At 58.3% G+C, this 17,187-nt stretch carries 18 protein-coding genes; 6 read left to right on the plus strand and 12 right to left on the minus strand.

Annotated features, from left to right (window positions below):
• Positions 1-15: 15 nt before the first annotated feature.
• A complete protein-coding gene (mutT, locus tag AKU79_RS00200) occupies positions 16-414 on the plus strand; it encodes an 8-oxo-dGTP diphosphatase MutT (RefSeq protein ID WP_050521578.1) in 399 nt (132 codons plus the stop codon).
• Positions 415-509: 95 nt separating this feature from the next.
• Positions 510-650 (plus strand): hypothetical protein, encoded by a 141-nt coding sequence (locus AKU79_RS19415; RefSeq protein ID WP_050521711.1) that lies wholly within the window; start codon positions 510-512, stop codon positions 648-650.
• 437 nt (positions 651-1,087) lie between these two features.
• On the opposite strand, the gene infB is transcribed toward AKU79_RS19415, so the two are convergent.
• The 4 genes from infB to rimP are packed head-to-tail and all read right to left on the minus strand — an operon-like array spanning position 1,088 to position 6,531.
• Positions 1,088-3,619: a translation initiation factor IF-2 gene (infB, locus tag AKU79_RS00210; RefSeq protein ID WP_050521579.1), complete on the minus strand. Its 2,532-nt coding sequence runs from the start codon at positions 3,617-3,619 to the stop codon at positions 1,088-1,090.
• Positions 3,616-4,251 (minus strand): RNA-binding protein, encoded by a 636-nt coding sequence (locus tag AKU79_RS00215; RefSeq protein ID WP_050521580.1) that lies wholly within the window; start codon positions 4,249-4,251, stop codon positions 3,616-3,618. Before AKU79_RS00215 ends, infB begins: the two co-directional genes overlap by 4 nt.
• Before the next feature lie 14 nt (positions 4,252-4,265).
• Positions 4,266-5,879 (minus strand): transcription termination factor NusA, encoded by a 1,614-nt coding sequence (gene nusA, locus AKU79_RS00220; RefSeq protein WP_050521581.1) that lies wholly within the window; start codon positions 5,877-5,879, stop codon positions 4,266-4,268.
• 31 nt (positions 5,880-5,910) lie between these two features.
• On the minus strand, positions 5,911-6,531 hold the full coding sequence (rimP, locus tag AKU79_RS00225) for a ribosome maturation factor RimP (protein ID WP_050521712.1): 621 nt from the start codon (positions 6,529-6,531) through the stop codon (positions 5,911-5,913).
• Between the two features lie 382 nt (positions 6,532-6,913).
• Between rimP and AKU79_RS00230 the strand changes: the two genes are divergently transcribed.
• The 3 genes from AKU79_RS00230 (at position 6,914) to AKU79_RS00240 (ending at position 9,393) form a co-directional block, all read left to right on the plus strand.
• Positions 6,914-7,387, plus strand: a complete 474-nt coding sequence (locus AKU79_RS00230) for an RrF2 family transcriptional regulator (protein WP_050521582.1) — start codon at positions 6,914-6,916, stop codon at positions 7,385-7,387.
• A gap of 63 nt (positions 7,388-7,450) precedes the next feature.
• The gene (locus AKU79_RS00235) at positions 7,451-8,332 is read left to right on the plus strand and encodes a LysR family transcriptional regulator (protein WP_050521583.1); all 882 of its coding nucleotides are present in this window, start codon (positions 7,451-7,453) and stop codon (positions 8,330-8,332) included.
• 230 nt (positions 8,333-8,562) lie between these two features.
• Positions 8,563-9,393 (plus strand): DUF481 domain-containing protein, encoded by an 831-nt coding sequence (locus tag AKU79_RS00240; protein ID WP_050521584.1) that lies wholly within the window; start codon positions 8,563-8,565, stop codon positions 9,391-9,393.
• 184 nt (positions 9,394-9,577) lie between these two features.
• Here AKU79_RS00240 and pip read toward each other — a convergent pair whose 3' ends face one another.
• Positions 9,578-10,549: a prolyl aminopeptidase gene (gene pip, locus AKU79_RS00245; RefSeq protein ID WP_050521585.1), complete on the minus strand. Its 972-nt coding sequence runs from the start codon at positions 10,547-10,549 to the stop codon at positions 9,578-9,580.
• Between the two features lie 61 nt (positions 10,550-10,610).
• Here pip and ubiG point away from each other — a divergent pair, with 61 nt between their 5' ends.
• Positions 10,611-11,351: a bifunctional 2-polyprenyl-6-hydroxyphenol methylase/3-demethylubiquinol 3-O-methyltransferase UbiG gene (gene ubiG / locus AKU79_RS00250; protein ID WP_050521586.1), complete on the plus strand. Its 741-nt coding sequence runs from the start codon at positions 10,611-10,613 to the stop codon at positions 11,349-11,351.
• Between the two features lie 137 nt (positions 11,352-11,488).
• Here ubiG and AKU79_RS00255 read toward each other — a convergent pair whose 3' ends face one another.
• The 7 genes from AKU79_RS00255 to AKU79_RS00285 form a co-directional block, all read right to left on the minus strand.
• On the minus strand, positions 11,489-11,734 hold the full coding sequence (locus tag AKU79_RS00255) for a DUF2934 domain-containing protein (protein WP_050521587.1): 246 nt from the start codon (positions 11,732-11,734) through the stop codon (positions 11,489-11,491).
• Between the two features lie 172 nt (positions 11,735-11,906).
• Complete coding sequence (locus AKU79_RS00260) at positions 11,907-12,341, minus strand: DUF1178 family protein (RefSeq protein ID WP_050521588.1); 435 nt, start codon at positions 12,339-12,341, stop codon at positions 11,907-11,909.
• Between the two features lie 100 nt (positions 12,342-12,441).
• The gene (locus tag AKU79_RS00265) at positions 12,442-12,948 is read right to left on the minus strand and encodes an NUDIX hydrolase (RefSeq protein ID WP_050521589.1); all 507 of its coding nucleotides are present in this window, start codon (positions 12,946-12,948) and stop codon (positions 12,442-12,444) included.
• Positions 12,949-13,093: 145 nt separating this feature from the next.
• Entirely contained in the window at positions 13,094-15,220 is a 2,127-nt protein-coding gene (locus AKU79_RS00270; RefSeq protein WP_231580061.1) for a molybdopterin-binding protein, read from the minus strand.
• Positions 15,217-15,708, minus strand: a complete 492-nt coding sequence (gene mobB, locus AKU79_RS00275) for a molybdopterin-guanine dinucleotide biosynthesis protein B (protein ID WP_050521590.1) — start codon at positions 15,706-15,708, stop codon at positions 15,217-15,219. The genes AKU79_RS00270 and mobB overlap by 4 nt, the downstream gene beginning before the upstream one ends.
• Complete coding sequence (mobA, locus tag AKU79_RS00280) at positions 15,705-16,316, minus strand: molybdenum cofactor guanylyltransferase MobA (RefSeq protein WP_050521591.1); 612 nt, start codon at positions 16,314-16,316, stop codon at positions 15,705-15,707. Before mobA ends, mobB begins: the two co-directional genes overlap by 4 nt.
• Positions 16,309-17,178: a formate dehydrogenase accessory sulfurtransferase FdhD gene (locus AKU79_RS00285; RefSeq protein WP_050521592.1), complete on the minus strand. Its 870-nt coding sequence runs from the start codon at positions 17,176-17,178 to the stop codon at positions 16,309-16,311. The genes mobA and AKU79_RS00285 overlap by 8 nt, the downstream gene beginning before the upstream one ends.
• Positions 17,179-17,187: the final 9 nt, after the last annotated feature.

Here is a 17,187-nt window from a genome sequence, read left to right on the forward strand (position 1 = left end):
ACCAGAAAGAATAGCATGAAAATCATCCTCGTGTCCGCAGTCGCTCTCATCGACCCCGATGGGCGCGTCCTTCTTGCCCAACGCCCCGAGGGCAAATCGCTCGCGGGCCTATGGGAGTTTCCCGGCGGCAAGGTTGAAGCGGGCGAAACCCCCGAAGCTGCCCTGATCCGCGAGCTGAATGAAGAGCTTGGCATCGACACTTGGGCCTCCTGCCTTGCCCCCCTTACCTTTGCAAGCCACAGCTACCCCGATTTTCACCTGCTCATGCCGCTTTTTGCCTGTCGCAAATGGAATGGAATCACCTCGGGGCGCGAAGGCCAGCGCCTGGCTTGGGTCCGCCCTGAAAAGCTTCACGAATACCCAATGCCACCCGCAGACTTACCAATCATCCCGATTCTCCGGGATTGGCTCTGATTCTGCATCAAATTTCGCGCAAACCCGCAAAATAGTGACTAGAAATGGACATATTTTTGTCTATATTTCGTGTATCGTTAGCTAGGGGATTTGCTATGTTACGTACAATTTCAATTGGAAGCTGTGTCTTCGTGCAGGGCCTAATGGTCGAACAACTGCCGAACGGTAAAATGGTGGTTCGTGTTGATGAAAAGAACTACGTGGGCAAACCCATCTCCAAGCAAGCAGCAGCCTAAGCCGGTTGGCTTGTGATCTTAACCGGATCATAGCCAACCTTAAGGGAGCAACCAGCGCTTTTCGGCAAAGGTGTTTGACACTATCGTTCGCAAAACGCTCGTATGTGCAAATGGTGTCGCCCCCTCTCTCTGACAGGCAGCTAGGTTTTGTAATGGTGTCCCTGAACGGCGCGTGATGCCCAAGCCTGCAAGCCATAGTTCAACCGCAGTAATTTGTTCGGCCGGGTGCATTCGCAATATGCCCTCGGCTATTTTATTGACATAAGCGCCTCAGACATACCCTGCCCCGCACTGCATCGCCCAACGCGCTGTGTCCGTTGCAATCAGGCCCTAGGCCAATCGCCCCCCACACAGCAGCTTAAAAAAACGGTCAGAATATGCAAATGGCCGGGCTATCAGCCCGGCCATTTCAATATTTCGCACTAACGAGGGGCAGATCACTCCAACCGCCGCTCTACCTCTTCGCGTTCAAAGATCTCGATCACATCGCCCTGACGGATGTCTTCATAGCGTTCAAACGCCATGCCACATTCTTGGCCCGAGATGACCTCTTTCACTTCATCCTTATAACGCTTAAGCGTCTTCAGCGTGCCCTCATGGATCACCACGTCATCACGCAGCAAGCGTACACCGGCCGAGCGGCGCGCAACGCCTTCGGTAACGATACAGCCCGCCACATGGCCAACGCCGGTGACCTTGAACACCTCTTTGATCTGCGCATAACCGATAAAGGTTTCACGCACTTCGGCTTTCAACAAGCCCGAGGCCGCAGCTTTGATGTCATCCACAAGATCATAAATGATCGAGTAATAACGGATCTCAACGCCCTTTTGGTTTGCCGACTGCCGCGCACTGGCGTTCGCCCGCACGTTAAAGCCGATGATCGGCACGTTCGACGCTTCGGCCAAGCCAACATCCGAATCGGTGATCGCACCAACGCCGTAGTGCAGCACGCGCACGCGCACTTCATCGTTGCCGATTTTTTCCATCGCCTGAACGATCGCTTCGGCCGAGCCCTGAACATCCGCTTTCACGATAATCGGCAGCTCGGACACATCCTTATCAGCTTTGGCTTTCGCCATCAGCTGTTCCAGCGTCGTTGCAGCACCAATTGCGGCGCGCTTGTCTTTGGCGGCTTTCTCACGATAATCCGCGATTTCACGTGCCTGTGCTTCGGTTTCAACCACGTTCAGCACATCGCCGGCCGCAGGTGTACCCGAAAGGCCCAGCACTTCGACTGGCGTCGATGGCCCTGCCTCTTCAACGCGGTCGCCCTTGCTGTCGATCAGCGCGCGGACTTTGCCCCACTGCTCGCCCACAACAAAGATGTCGCCACGGCGCAGCGTGCCGTTGCTGACCAACACGGTCGCAACAGGGCCACGGCCCACGTCCAGTTTGGCCTCGATCACCGCAGCTGCAGCCGCGCGTTTCGGGTTGGCTTTCAGCTCAAGGATTTCAGCTTGCAAAGCAATGGCTTCCAACAGCTTGTCGATGCCCATACCGGTTTTGGCCGATAGCTCTACGTCTTGCACGTCGCCCGACATAGCCTCGACCACAACCTCATGCTGCAACAGATCGGTGCGCACTTTGGTTGGGTTGGCGTCGTGTTTGTCCATCTTGTTGATGGCCACAATCATTGGAACGCCTGCCGCTTTGGCGTGTTTGATCGCCTCAACCGTTTGCGGCATCACAGCATCATCGGCTGCAACTACCAGCACAACAATATCGGTGACCTGCGCACCACGTGCCCGCATCGACGTAAACGCCGCGTGGCCGGGGGTATCAAGGAAAGTCAGCAAGGCACCGCTGTCGGTTCTTACCTGATAGGCACCGATGTGCTGCGTAATCCCGCCAGCTTCGCCAGACACCACTTTGGCACTGCGAATCGCGTCCAAAAGGCTGGTTTTACCGTGGTCAACGTGGCCCATGATCGTCACAATTGGCGGACGTGGCTGCAAATCTGCGGCGTCATCCTCAACCGTTTCAATCACTTGCTCAACATCCGCGTCCGAGACCCGCACGATCTTGTGACCAAATTCCTCGATCACCAATTCGGCGGTATCAGCGTCGATTGGTTCGTTCATCGTGACCATCAAGCCCATTTTCATCAGGCTTTTCACAACATCGGCGGCGCGTTCGGCCATCCGGTTTGCAAGTTCCGAAACCACAATCGTTTCCGGCACTTTCACGTCACGCACCTGCTTTTCAGGGCGCGATTGCTGGCCAAGTGCCTTTTGACGGGCTTTTTCCTGCTTGCGCTTCATGGCGGCCATTGAGCGAGTGCGCCCACCTTCACCAGCCAAAGCGTCATTCAGCGACAAACGGCCTGTACGGCGGTTGTCATCGCCCTTGGCTTTGCCACGGCCGCCATCGTCGGCGCGGCTGTCGCGGTCGCGGTCGTTCTTGCTGCGCGCTGGTGTCAGGCCGGGCTTGGCACCCATCGGGCCGCGCTCATCCGCGGCAGGCGCCGGGGCACTTGCCGAAGGCTTGGGCCGCGGGGCTGCTTTGGCTGCTTCGATGCGCTTGGCATCCGCCTCGGCCTCTGCCTTCACGCGCGCCTCTTCATCGGCGCGGGCCTGCAATGCCTCTTCGCGCTCGCGGTCTTCGCGTTCTTTGGCTTCAATCTCTTCACGCTTGCGCGCACGCTCTTGCTCGCGCTCCAGCTCTTCGGCGGCGCGGCGTTCGTTATCTTCAACCTCACGCGCCTTTGCAGCACGCAAGGCCGCCAGACGGCGTTCCATTTCCGTATCGGAAATGCCCGCAGGCCGTTTGGATGGATCGCCCAAATGCGATTTACTGCCCTGTGCAGGGGCCGCGCCGGGCGTAACAGCCTTTGGCACGACAACGCGCTTGCGCTTCGTTTCCACCACAACGCTCTTCGTGCGGCCATGGCTAAAGCTTTGCTTCACTTGCCCCGAACGGGGGGTGCCACCAAGGCCGAGGGGTTTTTTACCGTCTGTATCGCTCATGCGTCTTGTCTATCCTCATCGGCGGAGTTTCCGCCTGCTTGCTCACGGAAACCCGCAAGCCTTGCCGCTTCGTCTACAACACGTTGGCCTAATCCACCAGCGGCAAGCGCCGCGTGTATTGCATGTTCGCGGCCGAATGCCAAACCCATTTCCGTCGAGGTCAGGCAGCCAATAAATCCGTTCTTTCGTTCCGGGGGGCGCAACTTGGCTTTGCCGCGCTCTGATCCGTCACTGGCTTGGATCAGTGCAATCGCTTGCCCCTTCACCAACCACTCTTTTACCTTTTCATAGCCCGTCACTGCGTCGCCAGCCTTGCGGGCAAGGCTTAGCAAATCCGTAACGCGCCGCACCAACAACGTCTCAACCAATTCGGCCAACCCTTCGGGGGCTTTGACCGGTTGCCGCGCCGCGCGGGAAAACAACCCCTTGGTCGCGGCCTTGGCAATCGCCGCAGGGCTGGATGCCACATAAATACCCCGGCCGGGCAAGCGGCCCAGAACATCCGGCACCACCACCGCGTCGGGGCCAACCACAAAGCGAATCAACCCCGCCTTCGGCTGGCTTTCCCCCGTGACGATGCACCGGCGTTCCGGCCCATCCTCACGGTCTTTTTCCCGACCACCCCGCGCCATAGCGACAGAAGCCCTTAGGCTTCTTCCTCCTCGGTGTCGTCGTCGTCTTCAACGTCGTCGGATTCCAGCTCGGTCGGGTCTACCCAACCCAGCATAACGCGGGCGGTCATTACCAGATTTTGCGCCTCTTCCAGGCTTACGTCAAACTTTTCCAAAACGCCTTCATCCTTGACGCGCACGCCTTTAACTGTGGTCCAGCCACCGGCCAGTTCCCAGTCAGCACAGGTCGCGAAATCTTCCAGCGTCTTGATGTCGTCTTTCGCCAAAGCTTCCAGCATTTGCGGGGTCAAACCCTCGAAATTCATCAAGCTTTCGTCAAGACCCAGCGCCTTTGCAGCCTCAAGCGCTTTGGTATTTGCGGCCTCAAGGTAGTCACGGGCACGGGCTTGCAACTCGCCTGCAGTGCCTTCGTCGAATCCATCAATCGAGGTCAGCTCTTCAAGGTCAACATAGGCCACTTCTTCCAGCGTCACAAAGCCTTCGGAAACCAGCAACTGCGCCATCATCTCATCGATATCCAGCGTTTCCATGAACAGGCCAGTACGCTGCGCAAACTCTGCTTGGCGACGGGCCGATTCGTCGGTCTCGGTCACGATATCAATATCCAAACCGGTCAACTGGCTGGCCAAACGCACGTTCTGGCCGCGGCGACCGATTGCAAGCGACAGCTGCTCATCCGGTACAACCACTTCGATCTTGCCCGCTTCTTCGTCGATCACAACCTTGGAAACCTCGGCTGGCTGCAACGCGTTCACAAGGAAGGTTGCCTGATCTTCATTCCACGGAATGATGTCGATCTTTTCGCCCTGCAATTCGTTTACAACGGCTTGCACACGGCTGCCGCGCATACCAACGCAGGCACCCACTGGGTCGATTGAGTTGTCATAGGAAATCACAGCGATTTTCGCGCGCGACCCTGGGTCACGGGCAACGGCTTTGATCTCGATGATGTTGTCGTAGATTTCCGGCACTTCCATCTTGAACAATTCAGCCATGAATTGTGGATCGGTGCGCGACAGGAAAACCTGCGGGCCACGGGCCTCGCGGCGCACGTCCTTGATGTAGCAACGGATGCGGTCGTTCGGGCGATAGCTCTCACGGCCGATTTTTTCATTGCGGCGCAGAATCGCCTCACCACGGCCGATATCAACGATGATATTGCCATATTCCTCGCGCTTGACCTGACCATTGATGATCGTGCCCTTGCGGTCTTTGAATTCTTCAAATTGACGGTCACGCTCGGCTTCGCGGACCTTTTGCAGAATCACCTGCTTGGCCGATTGCGCAGCGATTCGGCCCAGATCAACCGGTGGCACTTCGTCAATAATCTCGTCGCCAATCTGCGGGTCGGCCAAATGTGCCTTTGCATCCTTGACGTTCATCTGTGCGTGGTAATTTTCCACCTCGTCATCCGCCACGACTGTCCGCACGCGGGTAAAGGTCGCGCGGCCGGTGCGACGGTCAATCGCCACGCGGATATCCAGCTCGGCACCGTAACGGCTTTTTGCCGCCCGAGCGAGGCTTTCTTCCATCGCCTGAATCACCAGATCCGGGTCAATCATCTTTTCCCGTGCGACGGCCTCGGCCGTTTGCAACAGTTCAAGCTGGTTTGCAGAGGTAATTGCCATTGGTTCTCTCCCAGAGGGTCGGCCTGTGCCGTTAGTGCTTGGTTACGGGGATCTCGTCAGAATCAGAGGCGTCGGCCTCATCCCCTTCGGTTTCGTCAATCTCGTCAAAGGCGCTGGCGTCAAACGCCGGATCGGCCTTTTTCTGACGCAGCATTTCTGCGATCAGCTCATCCGTCAAAATCAGTTTGGCATCCGACAACCAGTCGAATTGCAGGCCGATGGTCACAGTTTCTTTGCCATCTTCCAGTTCGATCAACACTTCTTCGCCTTCGGTCCCGCGCAAAAAGCCCTTGAACCGGCGGCGGCCATCGATCAGCTCGGTCGTTTCAATCCGCGCCTCATAATCGGCCCACATGTCAAAATCTTTCAACCGTGTCAGCGGCCGGTCAATGCCAGGGCTGGAAACTTCCAGCGTGTAATTGTCTTCAATCGGGTCTTCCACGTCCAAAATCGCCGAAACGGCGGTCGAAATCGTTGCGCAGTCTTCAACGATAATCCCGCCTTCGGGGCGATCGGCCATGATCTGCAATATCTTTTCCTTACCGCTCATCAAGCGGATGCGCACCAGTTCGAACCCCAAATCCTCAATGGCGGGGGTCACGATCTCGGCAAGGCGACGATCAATAGCGGTTTTGGCGATCAGGTCAGACATTGGCTGCCTCCATTGGCAAAAGGTATCCCAAAACAAAAAACGGGCCGACAGGCCCGCATCAGGTTCCGGTAGCTTCAGGTTTGGACCCTGAAACAGCTGTTGAGGGTCATATAGGCCAAGCCCCCAACAATTGCAAGCAGACTCTGGGGCCACCAACGCCACCCCGCGCATGGCCCAAGCCAATTCAAGCCGCCGCCCACAGCACCAGCGGCCCGTGCGCCCAAAGCATCGGGCACGGGCATGCGGGTTAGGGCCAAAGCGAGCCCAAACAGATATGCCAGATACGACTTCGCCCTGATTTAAGGGGCGATGTGACTCAGATCAAATACATCGCCATTCTCAGCCGATATGCAGCTATAATCGCAGCCAGAAAGCCCGTTTTATGCGCCTGACCACGAAAACCAACCTTGCCGTCCGCGTCCTAATGGCCTGCGCGGTGAATGACGGCATCACCCTGCGCAGCGCTGAAATCGCCGACGCCTGCAATGCTTCGCTCAATCACTTGCTTCAAGTCGTGAATGCGCTGCAAGGTTTCGGCTTTGTCGATACCATCCGCGGCCGTAGCGGCGGCTTGCGGCTAACCCGCCCTGCCGCCCAAATCTCGATTGGCGATGTGTTTCGCGTATTCGAGTCCGGCGTGCCCTTTGCCGAATGCTTTGCGGCCGAGACCAACACTTGCCCGCTGTCCGAAACCTGCCGATTGCGCGGTTATCTTTCGCGCGCGGTTGAGGCGTTTTATCACGAGCTCGACATGGTCACACTCGAAGATCTGACCAAAGGCAATTGCGGGTTAACCGCACTGCTTGCCGTTCCCGATCGTTTGCGAAACACCTGCACCGAGTCTGCGCTTGCCTGACCGATCATCCAAACGCGCTAAACGGGCTTGCCAATTGCCCCAGATGCGCGTCACATCTGGGATATGGATCTAAACCTTATCCGCACCTTTATCGAAGTCTCGACCTCGGGCTCGTTTGCCGCGGCGGCGGACCGGCTGTTCGTCACGCAATCGGCTGTTTCATTGCGCGTTCAACGCCTCGAAGATCAACTTGGCCGCCCGCTTTTTACCCGCTCCAAGGCCGGTGCCGAACTTACGCCGGCTGGCGCCGAGTTTGAACCCTTCGCACAACTGCTGTTGCGCAATTGGGAACAGGCGCGCCAACACGTTGCCATTCCTGACGGTTTTACCCGCTCGCTAACCATTGGCGCCCAAACTGCGCTTTGGCCCCGCATCGGCTTTCGCTGGATAGACGCAATTCGCGCCGAGCTGCCTAACCTCGCTATCCATGCCGAACTCGGCATGCCCGCTGGTCTGACCCGCTCTATGTCCGAAGGCGTGATGCAAATTTCGCTGTCTTACCGCCCGACATTGCGCCACGGCCTGCACGTCGAAAAGGTCACAGATGAGGAACTGATCCTTGTCGCGTCATGGCCTAACCCGACACTTGACGAACTGGTGGGCCACTACGCCTATGTAGATTGGAGCCCCGAGTTTCTGACCTTCCACCAATTGCACCTGCCCCATCTCACCAACCCGGGTCTATCACTAGATATGGGCGTGCTTTCGGCGCTCTATATTATCAATCGCCGCTGCGCCGCCTACCTACCTGCACGCTACGTTAAGCGATTCCTGGACGAAGGTTCGCTACATGTTGTCAAAGGTGCCCCGCACTTTGCTTATCCAATTTGGTCCGTTTGGCGCGAAGATCTTGAACAAGACATCGCAGATGTTGCGAAAAAAACACTTAAAACCCTGATCATGCAGTTTGACTCTGACATCGCTTGCCTGCGCGATCTGCAATAGGCTGCGCCAAACGCCAATTAAATTCATATTTTTCAATATATTAATGCCAGCTCCTTATAGTGCTGGCAATTGATATGTACGTTTTCAAGACATTCGAACACAAGTAATTCTTGTCTTATGTATGATTTAATTAAAAATATGTTACCTATCTTGCTCGTTCTATACCCATTTCACAGGCAAAAAACGTCCTTGCACACGGCACGGACAACTTACCTTGAAAGGGAAAAGCCATGAATAACGTATTCAAGACTGGCACGATCGCCGCAATGGCCGTTGCACTCGCAACTTCGGGCGCATTCGCCCAAGAGCTGCTGGGCACAACTGCCCTGAATGACACGATTGACGACATTGACCGCGATGTTGCCAAAGATATGGCACGCTCGAGCGACGCTTCGCGCTTTGGCAACCCAGAATTCCGCCCAGGCCTGTCAGGCTCGGCATCTTTGTCCTATTCGGGCAAAACCGGTAACAGCGAAAGCCAAGATCTGACCGTTGGCACACGTCTGCGCTATGCGTCTGGCCCGATGGTTCAGACCCTTGGCATCGCTATCGATTTCCAGGAAGCATCCAATGTTTCGACCAAAGAAGACATCTTTGCTGTTTATGATGCAAACTACTACATCAACGACAAATTCTATGTGTTCGCATTGGCACGCATTGAAACCGACGGCCTTGCAACTGCTGCGACCGACCTGAAAAAAGACGCCTTCTTGGGCTTTGGTCCGGGCTACCGCGTTGTGAACAACGAAGACATGACTTGGCGTGTTCAGGCTGGTATTGGCAAAAGCTACATGAAATACGGCAACGACACTTCGGCATCCGAGGCCGCCGGCATCATTTCGTCGCGCTTTTTCTACAGCATCAACGAAAACCTGTTTGTGACCAACGACACCGACATTCTAAAATCGAAAGCGGCGCTGCGCATCAACAACGAAATCGGTCTGAACGTAAAAATGACCGACGCGTTCTCGACCCGCGTCAGCTATTTGACCGAGTATAATGACAGCCGCGCTATCCAGTCGGATAACAAACTGGCCGTATCCTTGGTTTACGGCTTCTAATAGGCATCCCGCCATAGTGGTTTTTCGGGAAATAGGGAAATCGCAGACTAGGTGGGGTAGTTATTAACGATTGTGTGTTTTTTAAGAGAGGCGCAGGGGAATCCCTGCGCCTCTTTCCTGTGCGAAGCCCGTCCAATCAAAGGCCCAAACCTGGGCTGCACACTCAATGCGGACCGCACGCGATTTATTGAGGTTTCAACCCGTCCATCACTGCCACCAACGCCGCCGAGATCGCCGCCTCGGATAGCGCATGCCCGGCCATCGGAACCATATTAAGACGGGCATTCATCCACCCCTCTGCCAACTGATAGGCCGAGACTGGCGGGCAAACCATATCGTAACGGCCTTGCACGATATCAGCCTCAATTCCCTCAATCCGGTGGCGGTTTTTCAAGATCCAGCCATCATCTTGCAAAAAGCCCTTGTTGACGAAATAGTGGTTCTCTAGCCGTGCAAAGGCCCGCGCATAATCCGAAGGCCCCTCGCCGGCTGCTACAGTAGAGCCAATCGTGGCAAGAGAATTCTCCCAGTTCGCCCAGAGCCGGGCGTAGCGCATTTCCTCGGCGACTTTCCCCGAGAAAAGCCTGCGATGATACGCCCCGATCAGGTCGCCCCGCTCATCCTCGGGAATAGCCTGTCCAAATTGGTGCCATAAATCGGGAAAAAATCGTCCCGCGCCGCCACCGTAAAACCAGTCAAGCTCGGCTTGGGTCATCATAAACACCCCCCGCAGCACCAAGTGGGCAACGCTTTCCGGGTGCGTAATTGCGTAAATCAGGGCCAAAGTCGCGCCCCAGCTGCCGCCAAAAAGGATCATTCGGTCCACGCCCAGCGCGGTCCGGATGGCTTCCATATCGGCGACCAAATGCCAGGTTGTATTTTCCTCTACCGAGGCATGCGGCCGCGACCGGCCACACCCCCGTTGATCGAATAGAATGATCCGATACACCGCCGGATCAAAATACCGCCGCATGGCAGGGCTGCACCCGCCGCCCGGCCCGCCATGAACCACCAAAACAGGGATACCATCGGGGCGGCCACATTGTTCGACATAGATGCTGTGCCCGCCGCCCACGGCCATCACTTTCTGGTCGAATGGTTCCAGCGGGGGATATAAATATTGAGCCGCGCTCTTTTGCCCTGATCTATGGTCCATGTTCGTCCTATATGATACGCCAAGCCTGCCTTTCCCGGCCCGAAACTGCAAGGAGTGAGAGATGGATTTAAACACGATTGACCCCGCCGAAGTCGCAAAATTCGAAGCGATGGCGGCGGAATGGTGGGATCCGGCCGGAAAGTTCAAACCTCTGCATATGCTGAACCCTTGCAGGCTGGATTATATCACGGCACAGATCGCAGCGGAATTTGACCGCGATTTGACCGCGCCGCTGCCGTTCAAGGGGCTGCGGCTGCTTGATATTGGCTGCGGTGGCGGGCTGCTTTCGGAACCGATGGCGCGTCTGGGGGCCGAGGTAGTGGGGGCAGATGCGGCGGCAAGGAATATTCCGGTCGCGAAACTTCATGCCGAGCAGATGGGGCTGACGATCGATTACCGTCACTGCGCGGCCGAAGATTTGGCCAAGAATGGCGAGGTTTTCGATGTGGTTCTGAATATGGAAGTGGTCGAGCATGTGGCCGATCCGCAGGCCTTTCTGACGGCCTGTCAGGGGCTTTTGAAACCGGGGGGGCTGATGATTTGCTCGACTTTGAATCGCAACCCCAAAAGCTTTATGATGGGGATTATCGGGGCTGAATGGGTGATGCGGTGGCTGCCAAAAGGGACGCATGACTGGGCGAAATTTATCACGCCGGACGAGCTGTATCTGATGCTGGAAAAAGCGGCTTTGCGGCCGGTGGACCGCAAAGGAATGGTGTTTAATCCGATCAGCTGGAATTGGTCGCTTTCGGATCGGGACCTATCGGTGAACTATGTGACGGCGAGTGTGAAGCCTGCCTGAAAGGCGTGGTGACCGCGCGCGGACATATTTATAACGCGTTGATTGTAAATAAGTTTCGGGTTTTTGTTTACCGAAAATTAATTTGTTCAACGGCAGGGGGGGAGTCGGGGTGAACCCCGACCTACTTTGATTGCGCCTCAGGTGGCTTTGGGCTTGCGTGGTTTGGCCGGTGCTTTGGGTTTGGCGGGCGCTTTGGGCTTGGCGGCGGCTTTGGGGGCGGCCTTGCGCGGGGCTTTGGGTTCGGCATTTGCGTCAGAGGTTGCCAGCGCCTCGGCGGCCCTGTGCCAATGCTCTTGATCCTTGCCTTCGGGCTGACCTTCGGCCAACCAAAGCTGATAGGCAGCGTCGCGCAGTTTTGCTTCGTCAAGTTTCTTATTTGGCATGGGATCTCCTAAATATCATGGTCAGATAATTTTATGATAGCGCTAACATACCCCGAAATTGGGGTTTTTGCAACGTCCCTACCGCAAATTCTAACCCCACGTGGCGTGTGGCGCTAGTCTGTTTTTGGGATAGGGGCCGCAATTGGCGGGCGATCCGGCGCTGTTGGGGGCGCTAGTTGAGTTTGCGAGGGGGCAGGAACGGCAGCGGCACGACGGGCACGCCGTCTTCGACCAGCTTTTTGGCCTCATCCAGCCGCGCCTCGCCATGGATGGCGCGGGGGGGCGTGGTGCCTTCGTGCATTTTGCGCGCCTCGACGGCAAAGCTTTTGCCAACGTAATCCGAATTCGCCTCGACCTCGGCGCGTAAGGCGGCAAGCGCCTGTTCTTGCGGGTTGGCGGGGACAGACAGTTGGTTTTCCACGCCGGACGCAGGGCTTTTGCGGGCCGGGCTGACAGCAGGTGCCATGAGGGTTTTGCTGATCTCTGCGCTGCCGCAGGTCGGGCAAGTCACGTGACCTGCAGCCGCCAAGGCATCAAATGCGCTGGCCGATTGGAACCAGCTGTCAAAGCTGTGTTCGGCGGCGCATTTGAGCGAATATCGGATCATTCTTGACCTTGAAATACAGTTTTGGCGCGAATAGGCCCGCCCTCTTCCTAAGCTATTTCGCGCGGGACGCAAGCCTTGGGCAAAAGGTTCGGGCTTGCGCCTAGGATTTGCCTTTGCGGCGTTTCTGCGGGCGGATTTCAGCAGGTTGGGCGCCTGCGGGCAAGGCCGGATTAAAGCCTGCAAGCAATGCCTTAAGCTCGGCTTCGGCCACCCTGCGCGCGGCTTTGTCGGGGGCGAACCATTTGCGGCGGCGCTGGCGCTGTTCGGGGAAATCGGTGGCAAGCTTTTCGACCTGAAGCGGAAACACCTCAACAATGCAGGGCTGGCTGCATTCGTTTTTGGTGTCGCGTTTCAGGGTTTTGTCATAGGTGAAATGGCCCAGCTTTGCCGTGGCGATCTGGCCCTTTACGCCTGCCTCTTCCCATGCCTCAATCGCGGCGGCCTCGGGGGCAGAGCGGCCATCCATCGGCCAGCCTTTGGGGATGACCCAACGACCGGTTTCACGGCTGGAGATCAGCAAAACCTCGGCCCCTGACTTGCCTGCGCGCCAGCACAGGGCCGCGATTTGGGCGCGGGGTTCGGCAGCGGATTCGATCGTTTTGGGCATGCTATCCTTTGGGGTTGCCTGTTTTGCTGTTTGTTCTTTTGGTCTGCCAGTGCGGCGGCCAGATTTGCAGCTTGGGTATGAATATATGCTGAAAACAGGCCATTTTTCAAGGTATAGCACCCTGCTGCGGCAAAAGGATGGCGATTCAGGTTAGGCCAAAGCCGCTATAAGGCAGGTATTGGACAGGCGTGCCGGGGGTGATTTCGGCGGCGTCATCAGGCAGTTCGACAAGGCCCGTGGCCCAAGAAAGGCCGGAAATGCGGCCCGAGCCTTCGGAGGGGAAAACCTGCACCTGACCGGCCGCGTTCAGGCGGGCGCGCAGGTATTCGCGGCGGCCGGCCTTTTTGGATTTGGAAAAGGCGGCGGCAAGGGTGAAGCGTTGCGGTTCAACCCATCCGGCGCCCGCAAGCGTGAACAGCGTTGGCCGCGCGAAAATCAGCGCACAGGTCAGGGCAGCGACGGGGTTACCGGGCAAGCCGAGAACAGGGGTGCCTTGCCAGACCGCCAGCGCAAGGGGGCGACCGGGTTTCATCGCGATGCGCCAGCTGGAAAGATTGCCCTCGGCGGCAAGCAGGCGCGAGACGTGATCTTCATCCCCCGCAGATGCGCCGCCCGAGGTAAGGATGACATCGGTGGTTTCTGCGCCACGGTTCAGGTGGTCGCGGATGGCTGTTGGGTCATCGGGGGCGTGGCCGAGGTCGATGGCGTCAAAGCCCCAGCCTGTCGCAAGGGCGCACAGCATCGGGCGGTTGGCGTCATAGATCTGATGCGGGGCTGCGTTGTGGCTGACGATTTCATCGCCGGTCGACAGCACGCCGACACGCAGGCGGCGGTAGGTTTGCACCGAGGTTGTGCCAGTGGCGGCCAGCAGCGCCAGATCGGGGGCGCGGAGTTTGTGGCCGATGTGCAAGGCGGGGGCGCCTTGGGGCAGGTCTTCGCCCGCTTTGCGGGTGTTGGCGCGGGGTTTGATGGGGCCGTCAAAGGCGATGGCGGTGGGGCTGATGGCGCAGTCTTCCTCGAGCACCACGGTATCGACGCCTTGCGGCAAAATCGCGCCGGTCAGGATGCGGATGGCATGGCCATGCGGGACTGTGGCAGTAAAGGGTTGGCCTGCTGCGGCGCGACCTGTTGCGAGAGGCAGTTGGCAGATGCCAGCACCTGTGGCGGCATGGGCAAAGCCGTAACCATCGACGGCAGAATTGGCATGCGGCGGGTTGGCACGTTGGGCGGTCACATCGGCGGCAAGCACGCGGCCGAGGGCATCGGCCAGCGGGATGGTTTCGGCCTGTGTGACGGGGTGGAGCGTGGCCCGCAGGCGGGCCAGAGCCTCATCCACGGGGGTCCAGGCAACACCTTGGGGCATGGCAAAGCAGTCGTTGCGCAGGCGGGGTGGCGTCAGGATGTCAAGGCCCGCACGCACGGTTGCCGCCTGCCCTGCGCCCAAGTACCAGCCTTCGATTTGTAGGGTATGGTTGGGCTGATCGGGGGCCATGAGCGAGGCGATTTGGCCGCTTTTGGCAAGGTTTAGAAAGGCTTGGGCATGAAGGCGCACTTGGGCCTCGTCTTGAACCATGCCTTGGGCGATGGCCGCGCGGACCGCGGGGGCCAGCAGTGAAAGATAGGCCTCGGCGATGACGATGGGGGTGGCGTCGGACGGCTCTAGCGGCCAGACGGCGGCTTTGCCTGCATGGCGGGTGCGCAGGCGGTGCAGCATCGGGATGCCGGTCAGGGATTGCGCGCCGACGGCCCCTGCCCCTGCAAGCTGCCACAGGGATTTCGGGCGCAGGCCGCCTTCGTGGCCCAGTTGCTCGGCCGTGCGGTGTTCGGCGAGTTCGGGCGGATGGGCGGGTTTGGTGCGCGGCAGGCCGGGGGTTTCGTGCTTTTGGCCATTGCCCCAGAACGGGCCATCACCTGAAAACCGCGCGTTCATTTCGGTGACGATTTCGCGGTAGTTGGTGGCGTTGCTGTCGGTATCGGTGATGCGGGCGGCAAGCCAATCCCACAGTGCCAAGGCATGGGGCCGGCCGGTCAGGGTTTGGGTGAAACCCTTTGGCGCGCCAAAGGCGAAATCGGCAGCAAGCAGCAGACGTTGGTTTGCGGCAAGGGCGGCATCGACCAGCGCGGCAAGGCGGGTTTCGGCCTGCCTGCGGGTCGCGATATTTTCGGCTGTGACGCCGGTTGCTGTGGCGTGGCCGATCCAGATGGAATCTTTGCCCATGGTCGGTTTGCCCGCGGCAGACCAATCGAGGACGATGACCTGATCGAAGCTCACAACCCCACCTCGGACAGGATAAAATCTGCTATGGCGGCGGTGTCATCAAGGTGGAACAGCGGGCAGGCGACATCGGGGGCGGCATTGGAGGCGACCGCGCGGATGGTCGGGTTTGTCGGCGCCAGCAGGGGGCGGCCCGTTTCCATACGGTGCGCCTCAACCTTTGGGTGGGGCGCGGATTTATAGCCCTCAATCAGCACCAGATCGACGGGGTTCAGGCGGGTCAGCAGGTCATCCAGTGACGGCTCGGGCGCGCCGCGCAGCTCGGTCATCAAGGCCCAGCGCACGGGCGAGGACACAAGCACCTGCCCCGCGCCAGCCTGACGGTGGCGGTAACTGTCGCGGCCTTCGTGGTCGATGTCGGTGGCGTGATGGGCGTGCTTGATGGTGGAAACGCTGAAACCGCGTCCGGTGATCTCCGTGACCAACCGTTCCATCAAACCGGTTTTGCCCGCGTTTTTATAGCCCGTAACGCCGTAAAGTTTCATGCCTGCCCCATCAGTGCTTCGGCGGCGATGATATCGTCCGGGGTGTTGATGTTAAAGAAAGGATCGAAGGGCTGGCTGGAAAATTCGGCGGTGCCTGCATTGTGGCTGTCAGTCCAGAGCACGATTTTACGCAAGCCGTCGGTCAAGGCGCGGCGCAGATCATCGCGCAGGGCAACCGGCCAAAGGCCAAAGGTGGGTTGGCGGTGCATTTTGCCAGACGGGTCGGCGCTGGCCGCAAGACACAGGCCAGTTGGCCCTGCGTGGGCGGCAAGCCGCACCGCAAGGTCTGGCGGAAAGAACGGCGTATCGGCCGCAGCGGTGATGATGGCAGGCGCACCAAGGCTGGCGGCCCAATCAAGCCCTGCAAGCACCCCTGCCAAAGGGCCGGGATGGTCGGGCAGACTGTCGGGCAAAACCGGCAGGCCAAATTCGACCAGCCGCGCGGGGTCGCCATTGGCATTGATGGCAAGGGGTGCGCATTGGGCAGACAGGCGCATGATCACATGGTCAATCAAGCGCCGCCCTGCCACCACGCGCAGCCCTTTGTCGCCGCCGCCCATACGGGTTGCGCGGCCACCTGCAAGGATCACGGCTGGTAGTTTAGTCATCCTGCGCCCCTTTGCGGCGGTGTTTGCGGTCTTCGTCTGGCTGCGAAAGGTCGGCATCGCGGATCAAGCGATCCTCGCCGCTTAGGCAGACAAAGCGTTGGCCGCGCATCCGACCGATCAGGGTGAGGCCAACTTGGCGTGCGATTTCAACGCCCCAAGCGGTAAAGCCCGAGCGCGAGGCAAGCGTGGGAATGCCCATCAGCGCGGTTTTAATTACCATTTCCGAGGTAAGCCGCCCTGTGGTGTACAGGATTTTATCACTTGCCGGGATGTTATGCTGAAACATAAAGCCGCTGATTTTATCAACGGCGTTATGGCGGCCCACGTCTTCCATATAAACCAGTGGCGTATCACCTTGGCACAGGGTTGTGCCGTGAATGGCGCCGGCCTCAAGGTACAATGACGGCACGGTGTTGATTTGATGCGCCAATGCGTAAAGCCATGAGGCGCGGACAGGGGTTTGCGGCAGGGTCAGGCCATCCAGCCCCTCCATCATATCGCCGAAAACCGTGCCAACGGCGCAGCCCGAGGTGCGGGTTTTCTTTTTGACTTTTTCTTCATAGCTGGTTTTGCGTTGGGTGCGGACGACGACGGTTTCGATGTCATCCTCATAGTCGATACCTGTCACCACATCATCGGCGCGCAGCATGCCTTGATTGCGCAGAAAACCAAGCGCAAGATATTCAGGATAGTCGCCGATGGTCATCGCTGTGACGATTTCCTGGGAATTGAGGTAGATGGTCAGCGGGCGTTCCTCGACCACCGAAAGCGTCACTTGCGCACCGGTTTGGTCGGTGCCGGTGATTGCGCGGGTCAGGCGCGGATCAGTGGGGTTGGGAAGGATTGGAAATTCAGGTGTCATAGGGTGCTT

The sequence above is a fragment of the Pseudorhodobacter wandonensis genome, from assembly GCF_001202035.1.
Lineage (GTDB): Bacteria > Pseudomonadota > Alphaproteobacteria > Rhodobacterales > Rhodobacteraceae > Pseudorhodobacter > Pseudorhodobacter wandonensis.

Coding starts and splice junctions, on each gene's coding strand:
- ubiG (WP_050521586.1), top strand. CDS start 10,611: ATGGATTTAAACACGATTGACCCCGCCGAAGTCGCAAAATTCGAAGCG.
- rimP (WP_050521712.1), bottom strand. CDS start 6,531: ATGTCTGACCTGATCGCCAAAACCGCTATTGATCGTCGCCTTGCCGAG.
- AKU79_RS19415 (WP_050521711.1), top strand. CDS start 510: ATGTTACGTACAATTTCAATTGGAAGCTGTGTCTTCGTGCAGGGCCTA.
- mutT (WP_050521578.1), top strand. CDS start 16: ATGAAAATCATCCTCGTGTCCGCAGTCGCTCTCATCGACCCCGATGGG.
- AKU79_RS00215 (WP_050521580.1), bottom strand. CDS start 4,251: ATGGCGCGGGGTGGTCGGGAAAAAGACCGTGAGGATGGGCCGGAACGC.
- AKU79_RS00255 (WP_050521587.1), bottom strand. CDS start 11,734: ATGCCAAATAAGAAACTTGACGAAGCAAAACTGCGCGACGCTGCCTAT.
- AKU79_RS00240 (WP_050521584.1), top strand. CDS start 8,563: ATGAATAACGTATTCAAGACTGGCACGATCGCCGCAATGGCCGTTGCA.
- mobA (WP_050521591.1), bottom strand. CDS start 16,316: ATGACTAAACTACCAGCCGTGATCCTTGCAGGTGGCCGCGCAACCCGT.
- AKU79_RS00260 (WP_050521588.1), bottom strand. CDS start 12,341: ATGATCCGATATTCGCTCAAATGCGCCGCCGAACACAGCTTTGACAGC.
- pip (WP_050521585.1), bottom strand. CDS start 10,549: ATGGACCATAGATCAGGGCAAAAGAGCGCGGCTCAATATTTATATCCC.
- AKU79_RS00230 (WP_050521582.1), top strand. CDS start 6,914: ATGCGCCTGACCACGAAAACCAACCTTGCCGTCCGCGTCCTAATGGCC.
- nusA (WP_050521581.1), bottom strand. CDS start 5,879: ATGGCAATTACCTCTGCAAACCAGCTTGAACTGTTGCAAACGGCCGAG.
- mobB (WP_050521590.1), bottom strand. CDS start 15,708: ATGAAACTTTACGGCGTTACGGGCTATAAAAACGCGGGCAAAACCGGT.
- AKU79_RS00285 (WP_050521592.1), bottom strand. CDS start 17,178: ATGACACCTGAATTTCCAATCCTTCCCAACCCCACTGATCCGCGCCTG.
- AKU79_RS00235 (WP_050521583.1), top strand. CDS start 7,451: ATGGATCTAAACCTTATCCGCACCTTTATCGAAGTCTCGACCTCGGGC.
- infB (WP_050521579.1), bottom strand. CDS start 3,619: ATGAGCGATACAGACGGTAAAAAACCCCTCGGCCTTGGTGGCACCCCC.
- AKU79_RS00265 (WP_050521589.1), bottom strand. CDS start 12,948: ATGCCCAAAACGATCGAATCCGCTGCCGAACCCCGCGCCCAAATCGCG.